This is a genomic window from Pseudarthrobacter sp. NPDC058329 (genome assembly GCF_042879835.1).
Classification (GTDB): domain Bacteria; phylum Actinomycetota; class Actinomycetes; order Actinomycetales; family Micrococcaceae; genus Arthrobacter.
In genome coordinates, this window is record NZ_JBHVZR010000020.1 from 1 (window position 1) to 16,458 (window position 16,458).

16 protein-coding genes are annotated in these 16,458 nt (G+C 67.9%); 12 read left to right on the plus strand and 4 right to left on the minus strand.

The features are described from left to right. Both ACFVYC_RS19505 and ACFVYC_RS19510 read right to left on the minus strand, forming a co-directional pair. The coding region (locus tag ACFVYC_RS19505; RefSeq protein WP_387553371.1) for a phage holin family protein at nt 1-423 on the minus strand (423 nt) is incomplete at its 3' end. After that, a complete protein-coding gene (locus tag ACFVYC_RS19510) occupies nt 423-1,397 on the minus strand; it encodes a hypothetical protein (protein ID WP_387553373.1) in 975 nt (324 codons plus the stop codon). The genes ACFVYC_RS19505 and ACFVYC_RS19510, both read right to left, overlap by 1 nt. A 186-nt stretch (nt 1,398-1,583) precedes the next feature. Between ACFVYC_RS19510 and ACFVYC_RS19515 the strand changes: the two genes are divergently transcribed. Then, a complete protein-coding gene (locus tag ACFVYC_RS19515; RefSeq protein ID WP_387553375.1) occupies nt 1,584-2,156 on the plus strand; it encodes a hypothetical protein in 573 nt (190 codons plus the stop codon). 38 nt (nt 2,157-2,194) lie between these two features. On the opposite strand, the gene ACFVYC_RS19520 is transcribed toward ACFVYC_RS19515, so the two are convergent. Beyond that, the gene (locus tag ACFVYC_RS19520; RefSeq protein WP_387553377.1) at nt 2,195-3,250 is read right to left on the minus strand and encodes an NAD-dependent epimerase/dehydratase family protein; all 1,056 of its coding nucleotides are present in this window, start codon (nt 3,248-3,250) and stop codon (nt 2,195-2,197) included. A gap of 147 nt (nt 3,251-3,397) precedes the next feature. Between ACFVYC_RS19520 and ACFVYC_RS19525 the strand changes: the two genes are divergently transcribed. From ACFVYC_RS19525 to ACFVYC_RS19575, 11 genes are all read left to right on the plus strand, one after another. Continuing rightward, complete coding sequence (locus tag ACFVYC_RS19525) at nt 3,398-4,294, plus strand: sigma-70 family RNA polymerase sigma factor (RefSeq protein WP_387553379.1); 897 nt, start codon at nt 3,398-3,400, stop codon at nt 4,292-4,294. Nucleotides 4,295-4,486: 192 nt separating this feature from the next. Then, complete coding sequence (locus ACFVYC_RS19530; protein ID WP_387553381.1) at nt 4,487-5,023, plus strand: D-glycero-alpha-D-manno-heptose-1,7-bisphosphate 7-phosphatase; 537 nt, start codon at nt 4,487-4,489, stop codon at nt 5,021-5,023. Then, on the plus strand, nt 5,023-6,111 hold the full coding sequence (locus ACFVYC_RS19535) for a glycosyltransferase family 9 protein (protein ID WP_387553515.1): 1,089 nt from the start codon (nt 5,023-5,025) through the stop codon (nt 6,109-6,111). Before ACFVYC_RS19530 ends, ACFVYC_RS19535 begins: the two co-directional genes overlap by 1 nt. After that, the gene (locus ACFVYC_RS19540; RefSeq protein ID WP_387553383.1) at nt 6,108-7,142 is read left to right on the plus strand and encodes a glycosyltransferase; all 1,035 of its coding nucleotides are present in this window, start codon (nt 6,108-6,110) and stop codon (nt 7,140-7,142) included. Before ACFVYC_RS19535 ends, ACFVYC_RS19540 begins: the two co-directional genes overlap by 4 nt. Next, entirely contained in the window at nt 7,139-8,392 is a 1,254-nt protein-coding gene (locus ACFVYC_RS19545) for a glycosyltransferase (protein ID WP_387553385.1), read from the plus strand. Before ACFVYC_RS19540 ends, ACFVYC_RS19545 begins: the two co-directional genes overlap by 4 nt. Further along, entirely contained in the window at nt 8,389-9,129 is a 741-nt protein-coding gene (locus ACFVYC_RS19550) for an SIS domain-containing protein (protein WP_387553387.1), read from the plus strand. Before ACFVYC_RS19545 ends, ACFVYC_RS19550 begins: the two co-directional genes overlap by 4 nt. Beyond that, nucleotides 9,126-10,514: a PfkB family carbohydrate kinase gene (locus ACFVYC_RS19555; protein WP_387553389.1), complete on the plus strand. Its 1,389-nt coding sequence runs from the start codon at nt 9,126-9,128 to the stop codon at nt 10,512-10,514. Before ACFVYC_RS19550 ends, ACFVYC_RS19555 begins: the two co-directional genes overlap by 4 nt. A gap of 76 nt (nt 10,515-10,590) precedes the next feature. Continuing rightward, nucleotides 10,591-11,292, plus strand: a complete 702-nt coding sequence (locus tag ACFVYC_RS19560; RefSeq protein ID WP_387553391.1) for an SDR family oxidoreductase — start codon at nt 10,591-10,593, stop codon at nt 11,290-11,292. Between the two features lie 42 nt (nt 11,293-11,334). Continuing rightward, nucleotides 11,335-12,807 (plus strand): aldehyde dehydrogenase family protein, encoded by a 1,473-nt coding sequence (locus tag ACFVYC_RS19565; RefSeq protein ID WP_387553393.1) that lies wholly within the window; start codon nt 11,335-11,337, stop codon nt 12,805-12,807. Nucleotides 12,808-12,863: 56 nt separating this feature from the next. Next, on the plus strand, nt 12,864-14,399 hold the full coding sequence (gene rfaE2, locus ACFVYC_RS19570) for a D-glycero-beta-D-manno-heptose 1-phosphate adenylyltransferase (protein WP_387553517.1): 1,536 nt from the start codon (nt 12,864-12,866) through the stop codon (nt 14,397-14,399). Between the two features lie 47 nt (nt 14,400-14,446). Next, nucleotides 14,447-15,406 carry a spermidine synthase gene (locus ACFVYC_RS19575; RefSeq protein WP_387553395.1) on the plus strand — a complete coding sequence of 320 codons (960 nt, stop codon included), beginning with the start codon at nt 14,447-14,449 and terminating at the stop codon, nt 15,404-15,406. Nucleotides 15,407-15,434: 28 nt separating this feature from the next. Here the strand turns inward: ACFVYC_RS19575 and ACFVYC_RS19580 are convergent, their stop codons facing one another. After that, a complete protein-coding gene (locus tag ACFVYC_RS19580; protein ID WP_387553397.1) occupies nt 15,435-16,352 on the minus strand; it encodes a LysR family transcriptional regulator in 918 nt (305 codons plus the stop codon). Nucleotides 16,353-16,458: the final 106 nt, after the last annotated feature.

A 16,458-nucleotide genomic window follows, 5' to 3' on the forward strand; every position in this document is an offset into this window, starting at 1 on the left:
TACCTCACCTGGTTTTAGGGTTGGGGGGATTTCGGAGAGTGTCTCGCTGGTCTGCGGAATGCCCTTGATCTGCTTGAGTTCCTTGCGGCCGATCGAGGCCAGGACCGCGGCGATGATGCCCCAGATTACGGCGACGATCACGGCGGCCCAGCCCAGCGGAATCAGCGCGCCGAGGGCGAACATGAGGGCCAGGGACAGGAAGACCAGGACAAAGTGCCCGGCCACGCCGGCGCCGGCGAGCATGCCGGAGCCTTTGCCTGCCTTGGTGGCGGATTCCTTCAGTTCGGCCTTGGCCAGCTCGACCTCCTGGCGCATCAGGGTGGACAGGTCCCGGGTGACATCACCCAGCAACTCACCCAACGACGCGTTATCCGCCTTCACATGCGCCGCACTCGGCGGCGGTTCGGGAATGGAACTACTCATCAGAACCTGCCTGACTGGCCGTCCGCGCGGCGGTCCCGGGTGAGGGGATCGTCGGCCAGGGGATCATCGGCAAGCCTGCGGTCGCCAAGGGGGTCATCGGCAATCTGGTTGCCGGACCATGGTTCTTCGACCAGCTGGGGGCTGTCCAGCGGGCTGGCGGGTCGCGCAGCGTCCGGGTACGCGGTGCCGGGAGCGCCGCCGTCGTAACCAGCAGTAGTAGTGGCCGGGCCGGGGAGCTGGACCGGGGGAGGCGGGACGGTTCCGCCGGCGGGGCTGTATCCCTCGGTGTACTGGTCGCCGTATGGGCTGCCGGAGTACTGGCCGGCGAGACCTGCCGTGCCGGCATTGCCGGAGGTGGATGAGGTTGCGGTGGTACCTGCGGTGAGGCCACGGGTCAGGCGGCCCGCGAGGACGCCGGCGCCGGCGGCGAGCAGGAGGAAGGTGCCTGGCTTGTTGCGGGCGAACCGCTGGACTTCGCCGAGGAGGTCGCCTGGCTGTTTGTTCTCGAGCCAGGAAGCCACGGATTCGCTGCGCTGGGCAGCCTGCCGGATCAGGTCGCTGGCGACACCCTGCTGGTCCGGGGCGCTGGCCATGCTCTGAAGCTGGCTGGAGATGGTCCGAATGCCTTCAGCGGCCTTCTGCTGCTGCGTACCTGCCTGGCTGGAGAGCCCGGACTTCGCCTGGGACAGCAGGTCCTTCGCGCTGGACTTAGCCTCCGAGGCGACGTGTGCTGCTTCTTCCTTTGCCGTCTGGGCCACGTTCTGCGCGGAGCCCTTCGCGGTGCGTGCTACATCTGCTGCTTCTTCCTTCGCTGCGTCCTTGCGGGATGACCCGGAGGCATCACCGATGGGGGCGTCACCGTAGGGTGGAGTGGCGGCGGACGGGAAAGTGGTGGCGCTTCGCTCGCCCGGAATTCCTGTAGAGGCCGGGGGAGCCGTGTAAGCGGGATCCTCGGGCCATTGGTTCTCTGTCATCTTCGCTCTCTCTTTCCAAGAAGGCCGGTTGTTGATCAAGAACCAGCGATACTGGCCCTAAAATAATAAGCATGATTACTAATAAAAGGTAAGTACGCTTGCTAAGCGAGTTATAAACAGTTCCGAAATGTCAGCCGGAATGGCCTCCGCCGGACCGGTCACATCGAAGTGGAAGTGGTGGGTAATTTGGAAATAGCTCCGTGGGTTTGGGTGTTGATCGCCGTGATTGTGGTGGTGCTGATTGTGCTGCTGCTGCTCGCAACGGGACGGCGACGCAAGGCGATTCAGCAAAAGCGGGACGATGCACATCGCGAGAAGGCCGCGGAAATCCGTCGTGAGGCCAAGGACAGGGAACTCGATGCCCGGGAGCGCGAAGCGAAGGCGACGCGCGCCAGGGCGGATGCAGAGCAGGCGCAGGTTGAAGCTGCCCGGCTGCGGCAGCAGGCAGACCAGCAGGCCACAGAGGCCAAGACGCTCCGTGATGACGTCAGCGAACGGACGCGGAAAGCGGACGAGCTCGACCCCGACGTTAAGGGGGACCGCGACGGCGCCAACCGGGGCGCCACTAACGCCGGCAATGCGGCCCGGGATGCTGCTGACAATGCCCGCGGCGGCGGGGCCCGTGACGGTGCCCGTGATGACCGCCGGGACGACAGCGCGGATCGTCATTCCGTCGCCCGCGATGACCGGCGCGACGACGGTGCGGATACTCAGGGCGGTTCCCACGTGGATCGGGACAATCCGCGCTCCGGCATCTAAGCTGCGGGCCGCGGTACCTGCCCTCCGGCGTGGCGGCCCTAGCTCTTGGCTGGAATGCCGGGCCTCGGCTTCAGGACGGGGGAGGGAGTAACTCCTTCCCCCGTCCCCATGCCGTCGAGCACGTCAAGAATTGCAGCTAATGACGAGGTCTTCGGTTCCCAGCCCAGGATCCGTTGGGCGCGCCCGGTATCCATGACGGGGACTCCCGCTGCCATCTCCACCCAGCCGGAGTCGGTGGGTATCAGCCGGAGCCGCCAGGCAAGGCCAACTGCCCGGTGCAGCAGACCCATGGGGATGGGCAGGATTCTGTGTGCCCGCAGAATCCTGGCAAGTTCCTGCGGGGTGATGACCGGCTCGGCCGCCACGTTGAAGGCTCCGGAAGCCCGCTGGTCGATGACCCGCCAGTAGGCTTCGGCAACATCGTCCGCGTGGACCGCCTGGAAAACCAGGCTGTCCGGAGCGGGCAGCAGCGGCAGCCGTGGCCGCCTTGGCAGGAGCCGGGGAATCAGCGGCCCCAGGAAATACCGGCCGATCTCGCTCCCGGCGTCGCGCTGGAAGATTAACCCTGGCCGGAGCCTGGCGACGGCGATGCCCGGCTCGGCCGCCGCAAATTCGTCCAGGAGTTTTTCCTGCGCCGCCTTATGCCGGCTGTAGTGTGAACCGGCCATGCCCTGCACGGGCCAGGACTCATCCGTGCGCCGGTCCTTGGGGCCCTTGCTGTAGGCGCCGATCGATGACGCGCAGACGATCTGCTTGACCCCGGCCTTCTTCGCGGCCGCCAGGACATTGGCCGTTCCGGTGACGTTGGTCCGGTACAGCTGGTCCAGATCCCGGTTCGGCTGGATTTGCCAGGCCAGGTGGACAACGGAATCCACCCCTGCCAACGCCGATTCCAGCTTCGGCCGGTCGTGTTCCAGGCCAACATTGAGCGTGTGCCACTTTACGCCGGCATAGGGGGCGCGTGAGGTGTCCGGCAGGCGCCTGCTGATTCCTGTCAATTGCAGGCTTCCCGGCTTCCCGGCGAGCTGGCCCTGCAGGTTCCGCAGCAGTGCTGTTCCTGCGTTTCCGCTGGCTCCGATAACGGCGATGTGCATGGCAAAGACTCCTTGGCAGGAATGAGCGGTTGCGTCTTACATGTCGAGCCTAATGCCGCCAAGGATTGTTTTATAAGCAACCTTATGATTTCCTATGGCTAAGTCTTGCCGCAGGCTTTCGGAACCTGACCGAGGGAACCAACGACAATGCACGAATCTTTTTCCGCGCTTGCCGTGGACGTTACGCCTGTCCAGGAGCCGTGCCTGGAATCCATGAAGGACAACCGCTCCGACGCCCAGCCCGGGCGGTTGCGGGAGACCTTCGAAAATGACCTGGTCCTGAGCTACCTTGACCTTGCTGAGAGCTTGGCCGCCCGCTTCGAAGCCCGGGGCCGGGAACGGGCAGACCTGAACCAGGTGGCCTATCTCGGCCTGGTCAAGGCCGCCAGGGGCTTCGACCAGACCAAGGGGGAAAGCTTCCCTGCCTATGCCGCTCCCACCATCGCAGGGGAGCTGAAGCGATACCTGCGTGACCGCACGTGGGTGGTCCGGCCGCCCCGGCACATCCAGGACCTTCGCACCAGGATGTTCCGGGTTGAACCGGAACTGGTGCAGTCCTTGGGCAGGAATCCCAGTGTGGCCGAACTTGCCACTGAGCTGGAGGCGGAGGCCGCTGACGTCCAGGAAGCCATTTCGGCGTCCAGCAGCATGCACCCGGACTCCCTCGACGCGGCGAACCCCCACAGCGACGCGCCGTCGATCGGCGACCTGCTCGCCTGCCCTGAGACACCCCTGGAGCGACTGGAGGACCTCGCCTGCCTGCGGGAGGCGATGCAGGACCTGGATGCCGCGGACAGGGAACTTCTCTACCGCCGCTATTTTTGTGAGGAAACCCAGGTCCAGCTGGGGAAGCGGCTGGGAATGTCGCAGATGCAGGTTTCGCGGCGGCTGGCCCGGGTGCTCGTTGAACTCCAGCGCAGGCTCCTCAGCAGCACCCGGGGAGACGGCCTGGGTGGGGAACAGGAGCGCGCCACGGGCTCCACACCTTCCAGCCCGCCAGTCCGCCGGCCCCGGAGTTTCCGGTCCGGTTCCTGCCCGCCGTAGCGGCGCCCCAGACCAGGAGCGGCCGGGACGCAACGCTGGCCCTCCCGCCGGCGGGAGCAGGCTCCGGACTGACTGGAGAGAGCTCAGCGGGCCTATCTTGCCTGTTCAAACGCCCGGCCCTTTCACCAGCTGAAAGGCGAAAAAACCAGTGGCCCCTGTTTAGGGGCAATAGCAGTGGGGAACAGGGAGGGTATGGGAAGCTCCGAATCGTCCAAGCTCCGCGCTGTCCTGTTCGACCGGGATGGAACCCTGGTGGTTGATGTGCCCTACAACGGGGACCCCGGCCTGGTCACCCCGATGCCCGGTGCCAAGGCAGTCCTGGATGCACTCCGCGCCGACGGTATCGCGACTGGAGTCATCAGCAACCAATCGGGCATTGCCCGCGGCCTGATCACCGCCGCCAACGTGGCCGACGTCAACGCCCGGATCGAGGAACTTCTGGGTCCCTTCGATGTGTGGGAGGTCTGTCCCCATGCCGAACAGGATGGCTGCGCCTGCCGCAAGCCTGAACCCGGAATGGTGCACAGCGCCTGCCGGAAGCTCGGCATCCAGGAATCGGAAGCGGCACTCATCGGCGATATCGGTGCCGACGTCCGTGCCGCCGAAGCGGCCGGAGCCACCGGTGTCCTGGTGCCAACACCGGTAACCCGGGCCGAAGAAGTGGCAGAGGCCCCACTGGTGGCCCGGAACCTGGCCGAGGCCGTCTCGCTCCTGTCGGTGTGGCCCTGATGGGCCGCGTCCTGGTGGCACGCCTGGACAGCATGGGCGACGTCCTCCTGGCCGGACCCGCCGTGCGGGCCGTGGCCAACGGGCGGTTTCCGGACGGCAGTCGGCCGAACCATGTGGTGATGCTCTGCGGCAGGCAAGGCGAGGCGGCGGCGGGCATGTTGCCGGGCGCCGCGGAGGTTTACAGCTGGGACAGCCCGTGGATAATGAATCCCGCGCCCAAGATGACCGGCCCGCACGCTGACAGGCTCATCGAGTACGTACGGAACTCCAGGATCACCGAAGCGGTTATCCTCACCTCCTTCCACCAGTCACCCCTGCCGCTGGCCCTGCTTCTCCGGCTGGCCGGCGTCGAACGAATCACCGGAGCGTCCACCGATTATGCGGGCTCCCTCCTTGATGTCCGGCTCAAACCCGGTGAAGACTTCCCGGAGGACCAGCCCGAGGCCGAACGCGCATTGGGCATCGCGGAGGCAGGAGGATTCCGCCTGCCGCAGGGCGACGACGGGAAACTCCGCCTCACGTCCGTCCCCGACGCCCGCGGACTGGTAGGTGAAGACCCCTATGTGGTGGTCCACCCCGGAGCCGCCGTCCCCGCCCGGGCATGGCCGCCGCTGCACCACGCGGCCGCCGTCGAACTCCTCCAGGGCGCCGGCTACCGCGTGGTGGTGACCGGCGGTCCCGGGGAGACCTCGCTGACCGCCACGGTAGCGGGGCCTTCCGCCCTGGACCTTGGCGGGCGCACGGACCTGCACACCCTGGCCGGAGTCATGGCGGGTGCGGAGGCCGTGGTCACTGGCAATACCGGGCCCGCGCACCTCGCAGCAGCCGTGGGCACACCCGTTGCCTGCCTTTTTTCGCCCGTGGTTCCGGCCATCCGCTGGGCGCCGTACGGGGTTTCACTGGAGCTGCTCGGCGACCAGAACGCTGCCTGCCGGATGAGCCGTGCCCGTGTCTGCCCCGTTCCCGGCCACCCCTGCCTGGACTCCGTTTCGCCTGAGGAGGTGGTGGCGGCCGTCGAACGTCTGATCGGCGGGGTCAGCTCCTTCAGCACCCACGTCAGCACCCGTAGAAAGGCCCGCAACAGATGAGAATCCTGCTCTGGCATGTCCACGGTTCCTGGACCGACGCCTTCGTCCGCGGCCGTCATGAGTACCTCCTTCCCGTCCTGCCCGAGGGTGGTGCCTGGGGGCTTGGCCGTGCCGGCAGGGACTGGCCCGCATCAGTGCGGGAGGTGGACCTGGCAACGCTCGACGCCGAGGCCGTGGACGCCGTCGTCCTTCAACGTCCCGAGGAAATTGACGAAGTTGCCAGGTTGCTGGGGCGCAGGCCAGGCATGGACCTGCCGGCCGTGTACCTGGAGCACAACACCCCGAAGGTTGACTTTCCGTTCGCGCGGCACCCGCTCGCGGACCAGGACCGCATCCCCCTGGTGCACGTAACCCATTTCAACAAGCTGGCCTGGGACAACGGCTCAGCCCGCAGCCTGGTGATCGAACACGGCATCCCCGACCCTGGTCAGCTCTACACGGGGGAACTGCCGGAACTGGGAGTTGTGGTGAACGAGCCCATCCGCCGCGGCCGTGTCACCGGTACCGACCTGCTGCCCGCCTTTGCATCGGTGGCGCCGCTGCAGGTCTTCGGCATGAAGACTGACGGTCTGGGCGCCGCTGCCGGGATTGACGGGTCCAGGCTGACGGTACGCGGCGACCTGAAGACCCCGCAGCTGCACCGTGAGCTCGCCCGCTGCCGCGTTTATGTGCACCCCATGCGCTGGACTTCCCTGGGATTGTCCCTGCTGGAGGCCATGCACCTGGGCATGCCGGTGGTGGTGCTGGCGGCAACCGAAGCGCCGCGGGCAGTGCCGCCGGAGGCGGGCGCCGTTTCCGCCGACGTGGATGAGCTGCTCCGTTGCGCACGTCAGCTGGTCGCCAACCCGGATGAAGCCCGACGGCGGGGCGTTGCCGCCCGTGAGGCTGCACTGGAACGCTACGGCCTGGGCAAGTTCCAGGACCGCTGGGATGAGCTCCTGGCCGACCTGGGCGGCCGGGCCCGGCACTCCGATAACGATCGTTTGGACGGGAAGATCCTTGTTCCAGCGCGAGAGAGGAAGACGCCATGAAGATCTCCATGATTTCCGAGCACGCCAGTCCGCTGGCGGCTTTGGGCGGGGTGGATGCCGGCGGGCAGAATGTGCACGTTGCCGCGCTGTCCGAAGCCCTGGCCAGGCGGGGCCACCACGTGACTGTTTACACACGCGGGGATGCAACGGAGCTCCCGGCCAGGGTCCGCGTGGGGAGCCGCCTCGAAGTGGTCCATGTGGACGCCGGCCCGGCGCGCCATGTTCCCAAGGACGAACTGCTGCCCTACATGGGCGAACTTGCCGACGGCGTGGCCGGGGACTGGAGCCAGCGGCCGCCGGACGTGGTGCACGGGCATTTCTGGATGTCCGGCCTCGCGGCGCTGGACGCGGCGCGCCGGCCGGACCAGGGCTGGCGGGTGCCGGTCATCCAGACCTTCCACGCGCTGGGCACCGTCAAGCGGCGGCACCAGGGCGCTGAGGACACCAGCCCGCTGGAGCGCCGCTGGCTGGAGCCCGGCGTGGGGCGGTCCGCGGACCGGATCGTTGCCACGTGCTCCGACGAGGTCTTCGAACTCAAGGCCATGGGAATCGACACCGGCAAGATTTCCATCGCCCCGTGCGGTGTGGACCTTGGCTTCTTTTCCGACGAGGGGCCCGCAGCCGCCGGGAAGCGCACGCACCGCATCCTTTCTGTGGGCCGCCTGGTTCCGCGCAAGGGCGTGGACCTGGTGATCCGGGCGCTCCCGCACCTGCGCGCGGCGGGCTTTGACGACGTCGAACTCCTGATTGTGGGCGGCGGCGGAGACTCCGGTGCACTCCATGCAGACCCCGAGGTGCGCCGCCTGATGGACCTTGCAGCAGAACTGGGTGTTTCGGACCAGGTGAGCCTGCAGGGCCAGGTGCCCCGCGGGGAGATGCCCGGGATCTTCCGCAGCGCCGATGCCGTGGTGTGCGCCCCCTGGTACGAACCCTTCGGCATTGTCCCGCTCGAGGCCATGGCCTGCGGCGTTCCGGTGGTTGCTGCCGCAGTGGGAGGCCTGCGCGACACCGTGGTTGACCACGGAACCGGACTGCACGTGCCGCCGCGGGACCCCGAGGCCATCGCCTCCGCGCTCGCGCTGCTGCTGGAGAACCCCACGCTGCGGGCTGAGCTCGGCAGCGCAGGCAAAAAGCGTGCCCGCACCCGGTACTCCTGGGACCGGGTGGCGGCCGAAACCGAAAAGGCGTATCAGCTGGCGGTGGCCGGAGCTGCCGCCGGCGTTGTCCCGATGGAAGGAGCGGCACTATGACTGCGGAATCGTCCCTGCGGGAAGCGGACCGGCCAACGTTGCCCACACCCGAGGCATTGCCTGCAGTGCTGCCGGGTGCTGCCTTTGTGGACCCGGACAGTGCGGAAGCGGTCCGCGTTCACCTGGACAACGTGATACCGGCTCTCGATTCGCTGCGGAGCCAGTCCGGCCGGCTTGCGGCCTGGGGCGTGGAACTGGCCCAGCGACTGCTCCGCGGCCAGCGCCTCCTCGCCGCCGGCAACGGCGGCTCAGCCGCCGAAGCCCAGCACCTCACGGCGGAGCTCGTGGGCAGGTTCGACGGCGAGCGGGTTCCGTTTTCCGCCATTTCCCTGCATGCCGAGTCCTCAGCGGTGACGGCCATCGCCAACGATTACGGCTACGACGACGTCTTCGCCCGCCAGGTGCGGGCGCACGGCCGGTCCGGCGATGTGCTGATTCTGCTGTCCACCAGCGGCAAGAGTCCCAACCTGCTGCGGGCAGCCGAGGTTGCCTCACGCCTGAACGTGACCACCTGGGCGCTCACCGGGGCAGGCCCCAATCCGCTGGCCGATGCCTGCCACCAGGCCGTGACGATCGATGCCCTCAACGCCAATGCCCAGGAGGGGCACCTCATCGCCCTGCACGCGATCTGCCGGGCCTTTGACCTGGAAGTCGCCCGGCACAGTTCCACTGACGCGTGGAGCCTGCAGAACCAGGGCCTGCCGGGCCGAGGACTGCAGAAGCGGGGCCGGGCATGAGGATCGTCGTTGTGGGCGATGTGATGCTGGACGTTGACCTCTCCGGCGAAGCCACACGGCTGAGCCCCGACGCGCCCGTGCCGGTGGTGGATGTGTCCGGCATCAAGCGCCGTGCCGGCGGCGCCGGGCTGGTGGCCCGGCTGCTCGCCGGGGACAACTGGCCCGTCACGTTGGTGACGGTCCTGGGCGATGACGACGCCGGGCGGCAGCTTGAAGCGCACCTCGCCGGTGTGCGGCTCGTGACGGGTCCGAGCGGCCACCCGACCCCGGTCAAGACCCGGGTGCGGGCCGGTTCGCATCCGGTGGTCCGTTTCGACCAGGGCTGCGAAAAGGCTCCCGTCCCCGGGATCAGTACCGCCATGCTCCGCGAAGTGGAAAAGGCCGGGGTGATCATTGTTGCCGACTACGGCCGGGGACTGGCGGCCAACCCGCAGCTCCGGGAGCTCCTGGCCCGGCTTGCCGGTCACGTGCCCATCGTGTGGGACCCGCATCCTGCCGGGCCGGACCCGGTACCGGGAGTTGCCGTGGTGACGCCCAACCTGGCGGAAGCCCAAAAGGCCGTGCAGTCGCGAGGCCGGAAGCCAGCTGCCGGCCGCCCGGCCGCCGGGGATCCTGCCGCCGGGGTGGGCGGGGTCCTGCTGGAGGAATGGGGCAGCCAGGCCGTCCTGGTGACCAAGGGCGAGCAGGGCGCTGTCCTGTGCCGGCGTGGCCAAAGCCCCCAGGCGGTTCCCGCGCCGCGGGTGGAGGCCGGCGATCCCTGCGGAGCCGGCGACCGGCTCGCAGCCAGCCTCGCCGTCCACCTTCTGGCAGGACGGGACATGGTGGAAGCCGCGGAACTGGCCGTCCATGACGCCGCTGACTTCCTCGCCAACGGCGGGGTGTCTGCCCTTCCCGAGACCCACGGGGAACCTGCGCAGCCCAGGCCGCGCGTGAACGACCCCCTCCTGCTGGCCCGCGCGGTGCGGGAAAGCGGCGGCAAGGTAGTGGCTACCGGCGGTTGCTTCGACCTGCTGCATGCCGGGCACGTCCGGTCCCTGGCAGCGGCACGCGAGCTGGGGGACTGCCTGATCGTCTGCCTCAACTCCGACGACTCCGTGCGCCGGCTGAAGGGTCCGGAGCGTCCCATCATCGGCCAGCACGACAGGGCCGAACTGCTCCTGGCCATGGAATGCGTGGACGCAGTGATGGTCTTCGACGAAGACACCCCCGAGGCAGCCCTCGAACGCCTGCGCCCCGACATCTGGGTCAAGGGCGGCGACTACAAGGGTGCCAGCCTGCCGGAGGCCAGCCTGGTGGAGAGCTGGGGCGGACAGTGCCTCACGGTGCCGTACCACCCCGCCCGTTCCACTACCGGCCTCGCCGATGCCCTCGCCAAGGTCAGCTGAAGCCAAAAAAGTCGAACGCCGCCAAGGTGAACTGACCGCACACCACAAGTTTGTATTCCCCATTGAAAGGAACACCATGACTGCAGATTCACATTCACCCGGCCGCGTGCTCGTGACCGGAGGTGCCTCCGGACTCGGGGCCGCCGTCGTCGACGCCGTCCTGAAGGCCGGCGGCACGCCTGTGGTGCTGGACCGCGATATCAGCAACGTGTCCGCGGTGAAGGCCTTCGAAGTGGACGTCGCGGACCGGGTTGCCGTGGAGGCAGCCGTCAAGGAAGCCGCCGAATCGCTCGGTGGGCTCGAAGCAGTGGTGACCGCTGCGGGCATTGACCGGTGTGGCAAGCTGGCCGACGTCGAGGCCACCGAATGGGAAAAGGTCATCGGGGTCAACCTGATGGGCACCGTATCGGTCGTCCGTGCCGCGCTGCCTTACCTCAAAGCCTCGCACGGAAGGGTGGTGACCATCGCCTCCACGCTGGGCAAGCGTGCCGTGGCTGATGCCACCGCCTACTGCGCGTCCAAGTTCGGCGTGGTGGGCTTCAGCCACGCGCTGGCTGCTGAGACCGGCGGCGAAATCGGCGTGACCACCATCATCCCGGGCGGAATGAAAACGCGCTTCTTTGATGACCGCACCGAGCAGTACAAGCCGCAGGACGACTCGCGGCTCAACGACCCTGCCAACACGGCACAGGCCATCCTGTTCGCGTTGAACCAGCCCACCGGCTGCGAGGTCCGCGAAATGCTGATCTGCCACGAGGAAGAGGGCTCCTGGCCCTAAAGGCTGAACGCAACCCACGCCGGAACCGACGGGAGGAACATCATGCCCAGCATTGCCACAGAAACCACAGCACGTCCGGAAACCGCTGACAGCAGCGGCATCACCATCCGGAACCCCCGAACCGGTGAGGTCCTTTGGACTGTGCCGGAGGCCGAACCCAAGGCGGTATCGCATGCACTGGAGGTGGCCCGGAGCGCGGCAGCGAATTGGGCTTCCACTGCGCCGGCAGTGCGGGGTGCGGCAGTCCGCGCCGCTGCCAGGGCGCTCGCTGCGGCGGCCCAGGAGCTCGCGGAACTCAACGCCGGCGAAACCGGGCGGCCCGTGGAGGAATCCCTCGCCGGCATCGGTGCGGGGGTTTCCACGTTGGAACAGTACGCGGAGCTGTGGCCGGTGCACCGTGGCCACAGCCTGCGCGGAAACCGGTTTGCCTCCGATTACACGGTGGCCGAGCCGCGCGGCGTGGCTGTTGTCCTGACCCCATGGAATGATCCCGTGGCGGTGGCCTGCGGCCTGATCGGCGCCGCACTGGCCACCGGCAACACCGTGGTGCACAAGCCGAGCGAGCGCTGCCCGCGGCTGGGCGAGGCGCTGGGCGAAGTTTTGGCACCTGCCTTTCCTGCCGGCGTGTTCCAAACGGTTTCCGGCGGCGCCGGCGTCGGCGCGCTTCTGGCCCAGTCCGAGGTTGACGTCATCGCCCATGTGGGCTCCAGCGCGGCCGGCGCCCGGATCGCCAGGGCCGGAGCGGTAACGGGCGCCCACGTCATTCGGGAGAACGGCGGTAACGATCCGCTGCTGGTGGACCGTGACGTGGACCCGGTCTGGGCGGCCGGGCAGGCGGCAATCGGTGCGTTCAGCAACAGCGGTCAGATCTGCGTGGCCGTGGAACGGATCTACGTCCATGAGGACATCGCCAACGAGTTTTGCAAGGCCCTTGAAGCGGAAGCCGCGCTCCGCAACACCAAGGGGAGCGTTGCCCCCCTCGTTGATCTCCGGATGCGCGCGGAGGTCCACGCCCAGGTGGGCGATGCGTTGCAGCAGGGAGCACGGGCTGTGGAGGGCGGAACCCTTCCGGAGGGGCCCGGGTCCTTCTACCCGGCCACCGTGCTGCTGGATTGCACAGACGGGATGCAGGTCATGACGGAGGAAACCTTCGGGCCGGTTGCCCCCGTGCAGGTGGTGAAATCGTTCGACGACGGCCTCCGCCTGGCGTGCAGCGGCAGGTACGGCCTGGCCGCCACCGTCCTCAGCGCCAACATCGCCCACATCCAGCGTGCTGTCGCCGCGCTCCCGGTGGGAACCGTCAAGATCAACGCTGTGTTCGGCGGGGCGCCCGGCGGCGCTGCCCAGCCGCGAGGTGAAAGCGGTGCCGGTTTCGGGTACGGCCCGGAACTCCTGGACGAGTTCAGCCGGGTGAAAGTGGTGCATATTGAAGCACCGCCAGTGGCACCTGCTGACGCGGAGGAAGCGGACTCCGCACCTGAAAATTCCGATGTTGAACAGCGGGACGAGTCGTGAGCCTGTCACCGGAAGGCTTCTCAACTGACAGCACGCCTGCAGGCCTGCCAGCGGACATACCCGCCGAAACCGGCAACGTGGACCTTTCCACCCAGCGAGCGCTGTCCGAGTGGCTGCCGGGGCGGTTGGCGGCTGAGGAGCCGGCGGTCCTGGTGATCGGCGACCTGATGCTGGACGGCTGGTGGAGCGGCAGCATCGAACGGCTCTGCCGCGAAGCCCCCGCGCCGGTGGTGGACGTTCAGACCCGCGAGTCAGTCCCGGGCGGGGCGGCCAACACCGCCATGAACCTGGCCGCCCTCGGGGCAAGGGTCTCCGTGGCGGGGATTATCGGAACCGACGACGCCGGCATGGACCTGCGCAACCAATTGGTGGAAGCAGGCATTGACGTCAGCCACCTGCACAGCCACCCGGACATGGTGACCACCACCAAAATCCGGATCAGCAGCGGCGGACAGGTGATGCTCCGCATCGACGACTCCGCCAGGGCCGTCCCGGCCGAGGCGCTGGCGGCGCTGGCTGCTTCCGTGCGTGCCGCCGTCGAACAGCGGGACGCGGTGCTGGTCTGCGACTACGCCAACGGGGTGCTGGCGGACCCGGTCCGCTCAAGCCTGGTGGAGGCGCTCGCCGGCCCGGTTTCCGGGGCTCGGGACCGCCCGCTGCTGGTGGTCGATTCCCACGACCCCCGGCCCTGGGCGCCGCTCCGCCCTGACCTGGTGACGCCGAACGCGCAGGAAACGGCGAGGATGCTGGACCTCCGGCTACCCGACGGGCAGGAGAGGGTGGAGGCCGTCAGCAGGCATGCCGATGCGCTGCTGGACGCCACGGGGGCAGGGGCCGTGGTGGTCACCCTGGACCGTGACGGCACCGTGCTCCTCAGGCCCGACGGCGTGACGCACCGTACGTGGGCCCGTCCCGCCGCGGAAAAGCAGGCGTCCGGGGCCGGCGACACGTTTGTGGCGGCCCTGACCCTGGCGCGCTCGGCGGGGCTGCCGCTGACGGCGAGCCTGGACCTTGCGCAGTCGGCCGCGGACGTGGTGGTGCACCAGCCGGGCACCTCCGTTTGCAGTACCGGCCAGCTGAGCCGGTACCTCAAGGCCTTCGCTGACACTGCGCTTGGTGCCGACGAACTGCAACGGCAACTGGAGCTGCACCGGGTCCAGGGCCAGCGCATTGTGCTGACGAACGGCTGCTTCGACGTGCTGCACAGCGGCCACACACGCTACCTGAACCAGGCAAAACAGTTGGGGGACATCCTGGTGGTGGCGCTGAACAGCGACGACTCCGTGCGCAAGCTCAAGGGCTCCGGCCGGCCCATCAACGGGGTGGCGGACCGTGCCGCGGTGGTGGCCGCACTGAGCTGCGTGGACTACGTGACCGTCTTCGACACACCCACCGCGGCTCCGTTGATCACGCAGCTCCGGCCGGAGGTCTACGCCAAGGGCGGGGACTACTCCCCGGAGATGCTCGCCGAGACGCCGGCCGTGGAGGAGTACGGCGGAAGGGTTGCCATCCTGGATTACGTGGCTGAACGGTCCACCACGGCCGTGGTGAAGCGGATCCGGGAAGGCGAAGGAGCGGTGCCCACCAACTAAGGTTGATCCTTGGACTTGGTTGGACGGACTGAAGCGGGGCACGGATCATGGCAAAACGCGGAAAGTCCGGAGGCCGGAACGGCATGCGCCCGGTGGCGGGAGTGGTGGACGTTCCGGCGGGAGCGCGGTTCAGCGGCCCTGTTGAAGGCGTCTATTACATCGACACCGGGGACTGCGAACTGATAGCAGACCAGGACAACTCCACGGGCTGGCTCCTGAAGATCAACGGCGTGATGAGTTCCCACATCGACCTCGCGGATCCGCTGTTCCTGGACTTCGAATACATGCGCTGGATGGCTGCGCTCATCGAGTCACGCTGGCCGGCGTCGGGCCCTGCGGGGACCAAGCCCAAGCTGCGCGGCTTGCATCTTGGCGGTGGCGCCTGCTCCCTGGCCCGCTACTTCCACGCTGTCTATCCGGACGCCCGGCAGGTGGTGGTGGAGCTGGACGGCAAGCTGGCCGAATACGTGCGCGGCTGGTTCGATCTGCCCAAGGCGCCGCTGCTGCGCCTGCGGGTGGGCGAGGCTCGCGAGGTGACGGAATCGCTGACCGCCGAAACCCGGGACTTCATCATCCGCGACGTTTTCGCCGGTGCGCTGACCCCGCGCCCGCTGACCACGGCGGAGTTCAACCAGCACGTCAAGCGCGTCCTGGCGCCGGGCGGGCTGTACGTGGTGAACTCCGGCGATGCACCTGACTTGAAGAACGCCCGTGAGGACGCCGCCACCATAGCGGCCGCCTTCAAGCACACCATGATCATCGCCGACCCGGCCATGCTCAAGGGCCGCCGCTACGGAAACATGGTGATGGCCGGCAGCGATGTCCCCTTCGGAGACGACCCGAAGCTGGCCCGCAGGCTCCTGGGCGGCGCTGTTCCGGCGCATCTGTGGGACGACGCGCAGGTGCGGTCCTTCGCAACGGGATCACCCGTACGCCATGACCCTCCCCACCCGCACCCTAACCTCGCAAGCTCGGTCAGGGAATCCGGCGGGCGTGGGCCCACGTAGTTGTCGCTTTCGCGGCCCAAAACGGCAGTTACGGAGCAACCGATGGTGTTTTTCCCCGGCCCAGCAGCCACTCCCGGTGCCCGGCCATCTGCTCGCGCAGTGCCTGCACAACGGCTGCCACCGCGGGCCGGCGCAGCGAATCCGGCCGCAGCACCATCCAGTACGGCAGCCGCTCGGCCACCTCGGACGGCAGCAGCCGGACCAGGTCGTTATGCAGGTCGCCCATAAAACAGGGCAGGAAACCGATCCCGGCACCGGCACGCGTCGCCTCCACGTGGACAAACACGTTGGTGGAGGTGAGGCCGTCGCGCATGGCAGGCACCAGCCGGCGCGGTGCGTCCAGGTCATCCACCTGCAGCATCGAATCAACGAAGTAGACCAGCGGGTGCTCGTTGAGCTCAGCCACAGTGGCGGGCGTTCCGTGCTCCTCCAGGTAGGCGCGGGAGGCGTACATCCCCAGCACGTAGTCACCCAGCCGCACGGCCTCGGCCCGGTGCACCTGCGGTTCGCCCACCACCACTTCGATGTCCAGTCCGGACCGCTGCTGCAGCGCCCGCCTGGTCATGGTCACCACCTCCACGCACAGACCCGGGTGGTCGCGGCGCAGCCGCGCCACGGCAGGTGCGGCGATGTACGCGCTGAACCCGTCAGTGGCCGTCATACGGACGACGCCGGCAATCGGGTCGGGTGCCTGCCCTGCGGCCCCGAGCGTCCCCATCACCCCTTCCACCTGCTCGGCCACCTGTACGGCCCGGGCTCCAAGTTCCGTCAGCTCCCATCCTCCGGTGGCACGCGCCAGCACCCGTCCGCCGAGAGCCTTCTCCAGCGCCGCTATCCGGCGCGAGACAGTGGTGTGGTTAAGTCCCAGGGCCTGGGCCGCCGTCGTAAATTTTGCAGAGCGGGACACGGCGAGGAGTACCAGCAAATCATCCGGGTTGGCTTTCATATCTGCAATTGTGCACACGGTTAGTGCTGGTTTGGCTATTGAACGTGCATCTCTGCGCAGCAATACTCGGTGATGCCATGAGTGCTGGGGATCACAGCACGTGTCA

Bases quoted from the DNA above. Each gene is read 5' to 3' on its own strand.
- ACFVYC_RS19510 (WP_387553373.1), bottom strand. From the start codon at position 1,397: ATGACAGAGAACCAATGGCCCGAGGATCCCGCTTACACGGCTCCCCCG.
- ACFVYC_RS19520 (WP_387553377.1), bottom strand. From the start codon at position 3,250: ATGCACATCGCCGTTATCGGAGCCAGCGGAAACGCAGGAACAGCACTG.
- ACFVYC_RS19525 (WP_387553379.1), top strand. From the start codon at position 3,398: ATGCACGAATCTTTTTCCGCGCTTGCCGTGGACGTTACGCCTGTCCAG.
- ACFVYC_RS19530 (WP_387553381.1), top strand. From the start codon at position 4,487: ATGGGAAGCTCCGAATCGTCCAAGCTCCGCGCTGTCCTGTTCGACCGG.
- ACFVYC_RS19535 (WP_387553515.1), top strand. From the start codon at position 5,023: ATGGGCCGCGTCCTGGTGGCACGCCTGGACAGCATGGGCGACGTCCTC.
- ACFVYC_RS19540 (WP_387553383.1), top strand. From the start codon at position 6,108: ATGAGAATCCTGCTCTGGCATGTCCACGGTTCCTGGACCGACGCCTTC.
- ACFVYC_RS19545 (WP_387553385.1), top strand. From the start codon at position 7,139: ATGAAGATCTCCATGATTTCCGAGCACGCCAGTCCGCTGGCGGCTTTG.
- ACFVYC_RS19550 (WP_387553387.1), top strand. From the start codon at position 8,389: ATGACTGCGGAATCGTCCCTGCGGGAAGCGGACCGGCCAACGTTGCCC.
- ACFVYC_RS19555 (WP_387553389.1), top strand. From the start codon at position 9,126: ATGAGGATCGTCGTTGTGGGCGATGTGATGCTGGACGTTGACCTCTCC.
- ACFVYC_RS19560 (WP_387553391.1), top strand. From the start codon at position 10,591: ATGACTGCAGATTCACATTCACCCGGCCGCGTGCTCGTGACCGGAGGT.
- ACFVYC_RS19565 (WP_387553393.1), top strand. From the start codon at position 11,335: ATGCCCAGCATTGCCACAGAAACCACAGCACGTCCGGAAACCGCTGAC.
- ACFVYC_RS19575 (WP_387553395.1), top strand. From the start codon at position 14,447: ATGGCAAAACGCGGAAAGTCCGGAGGCCGGAACGGCATGCGCCCGGTG.
- ACFVYC_RS19580 (WP_387553397.1), bottom strand. From the start codon at position 16,352: ATGAAAGCCAACCCGGATGATTTGCTGGTACTCCTCGCCGTGTCCCGC.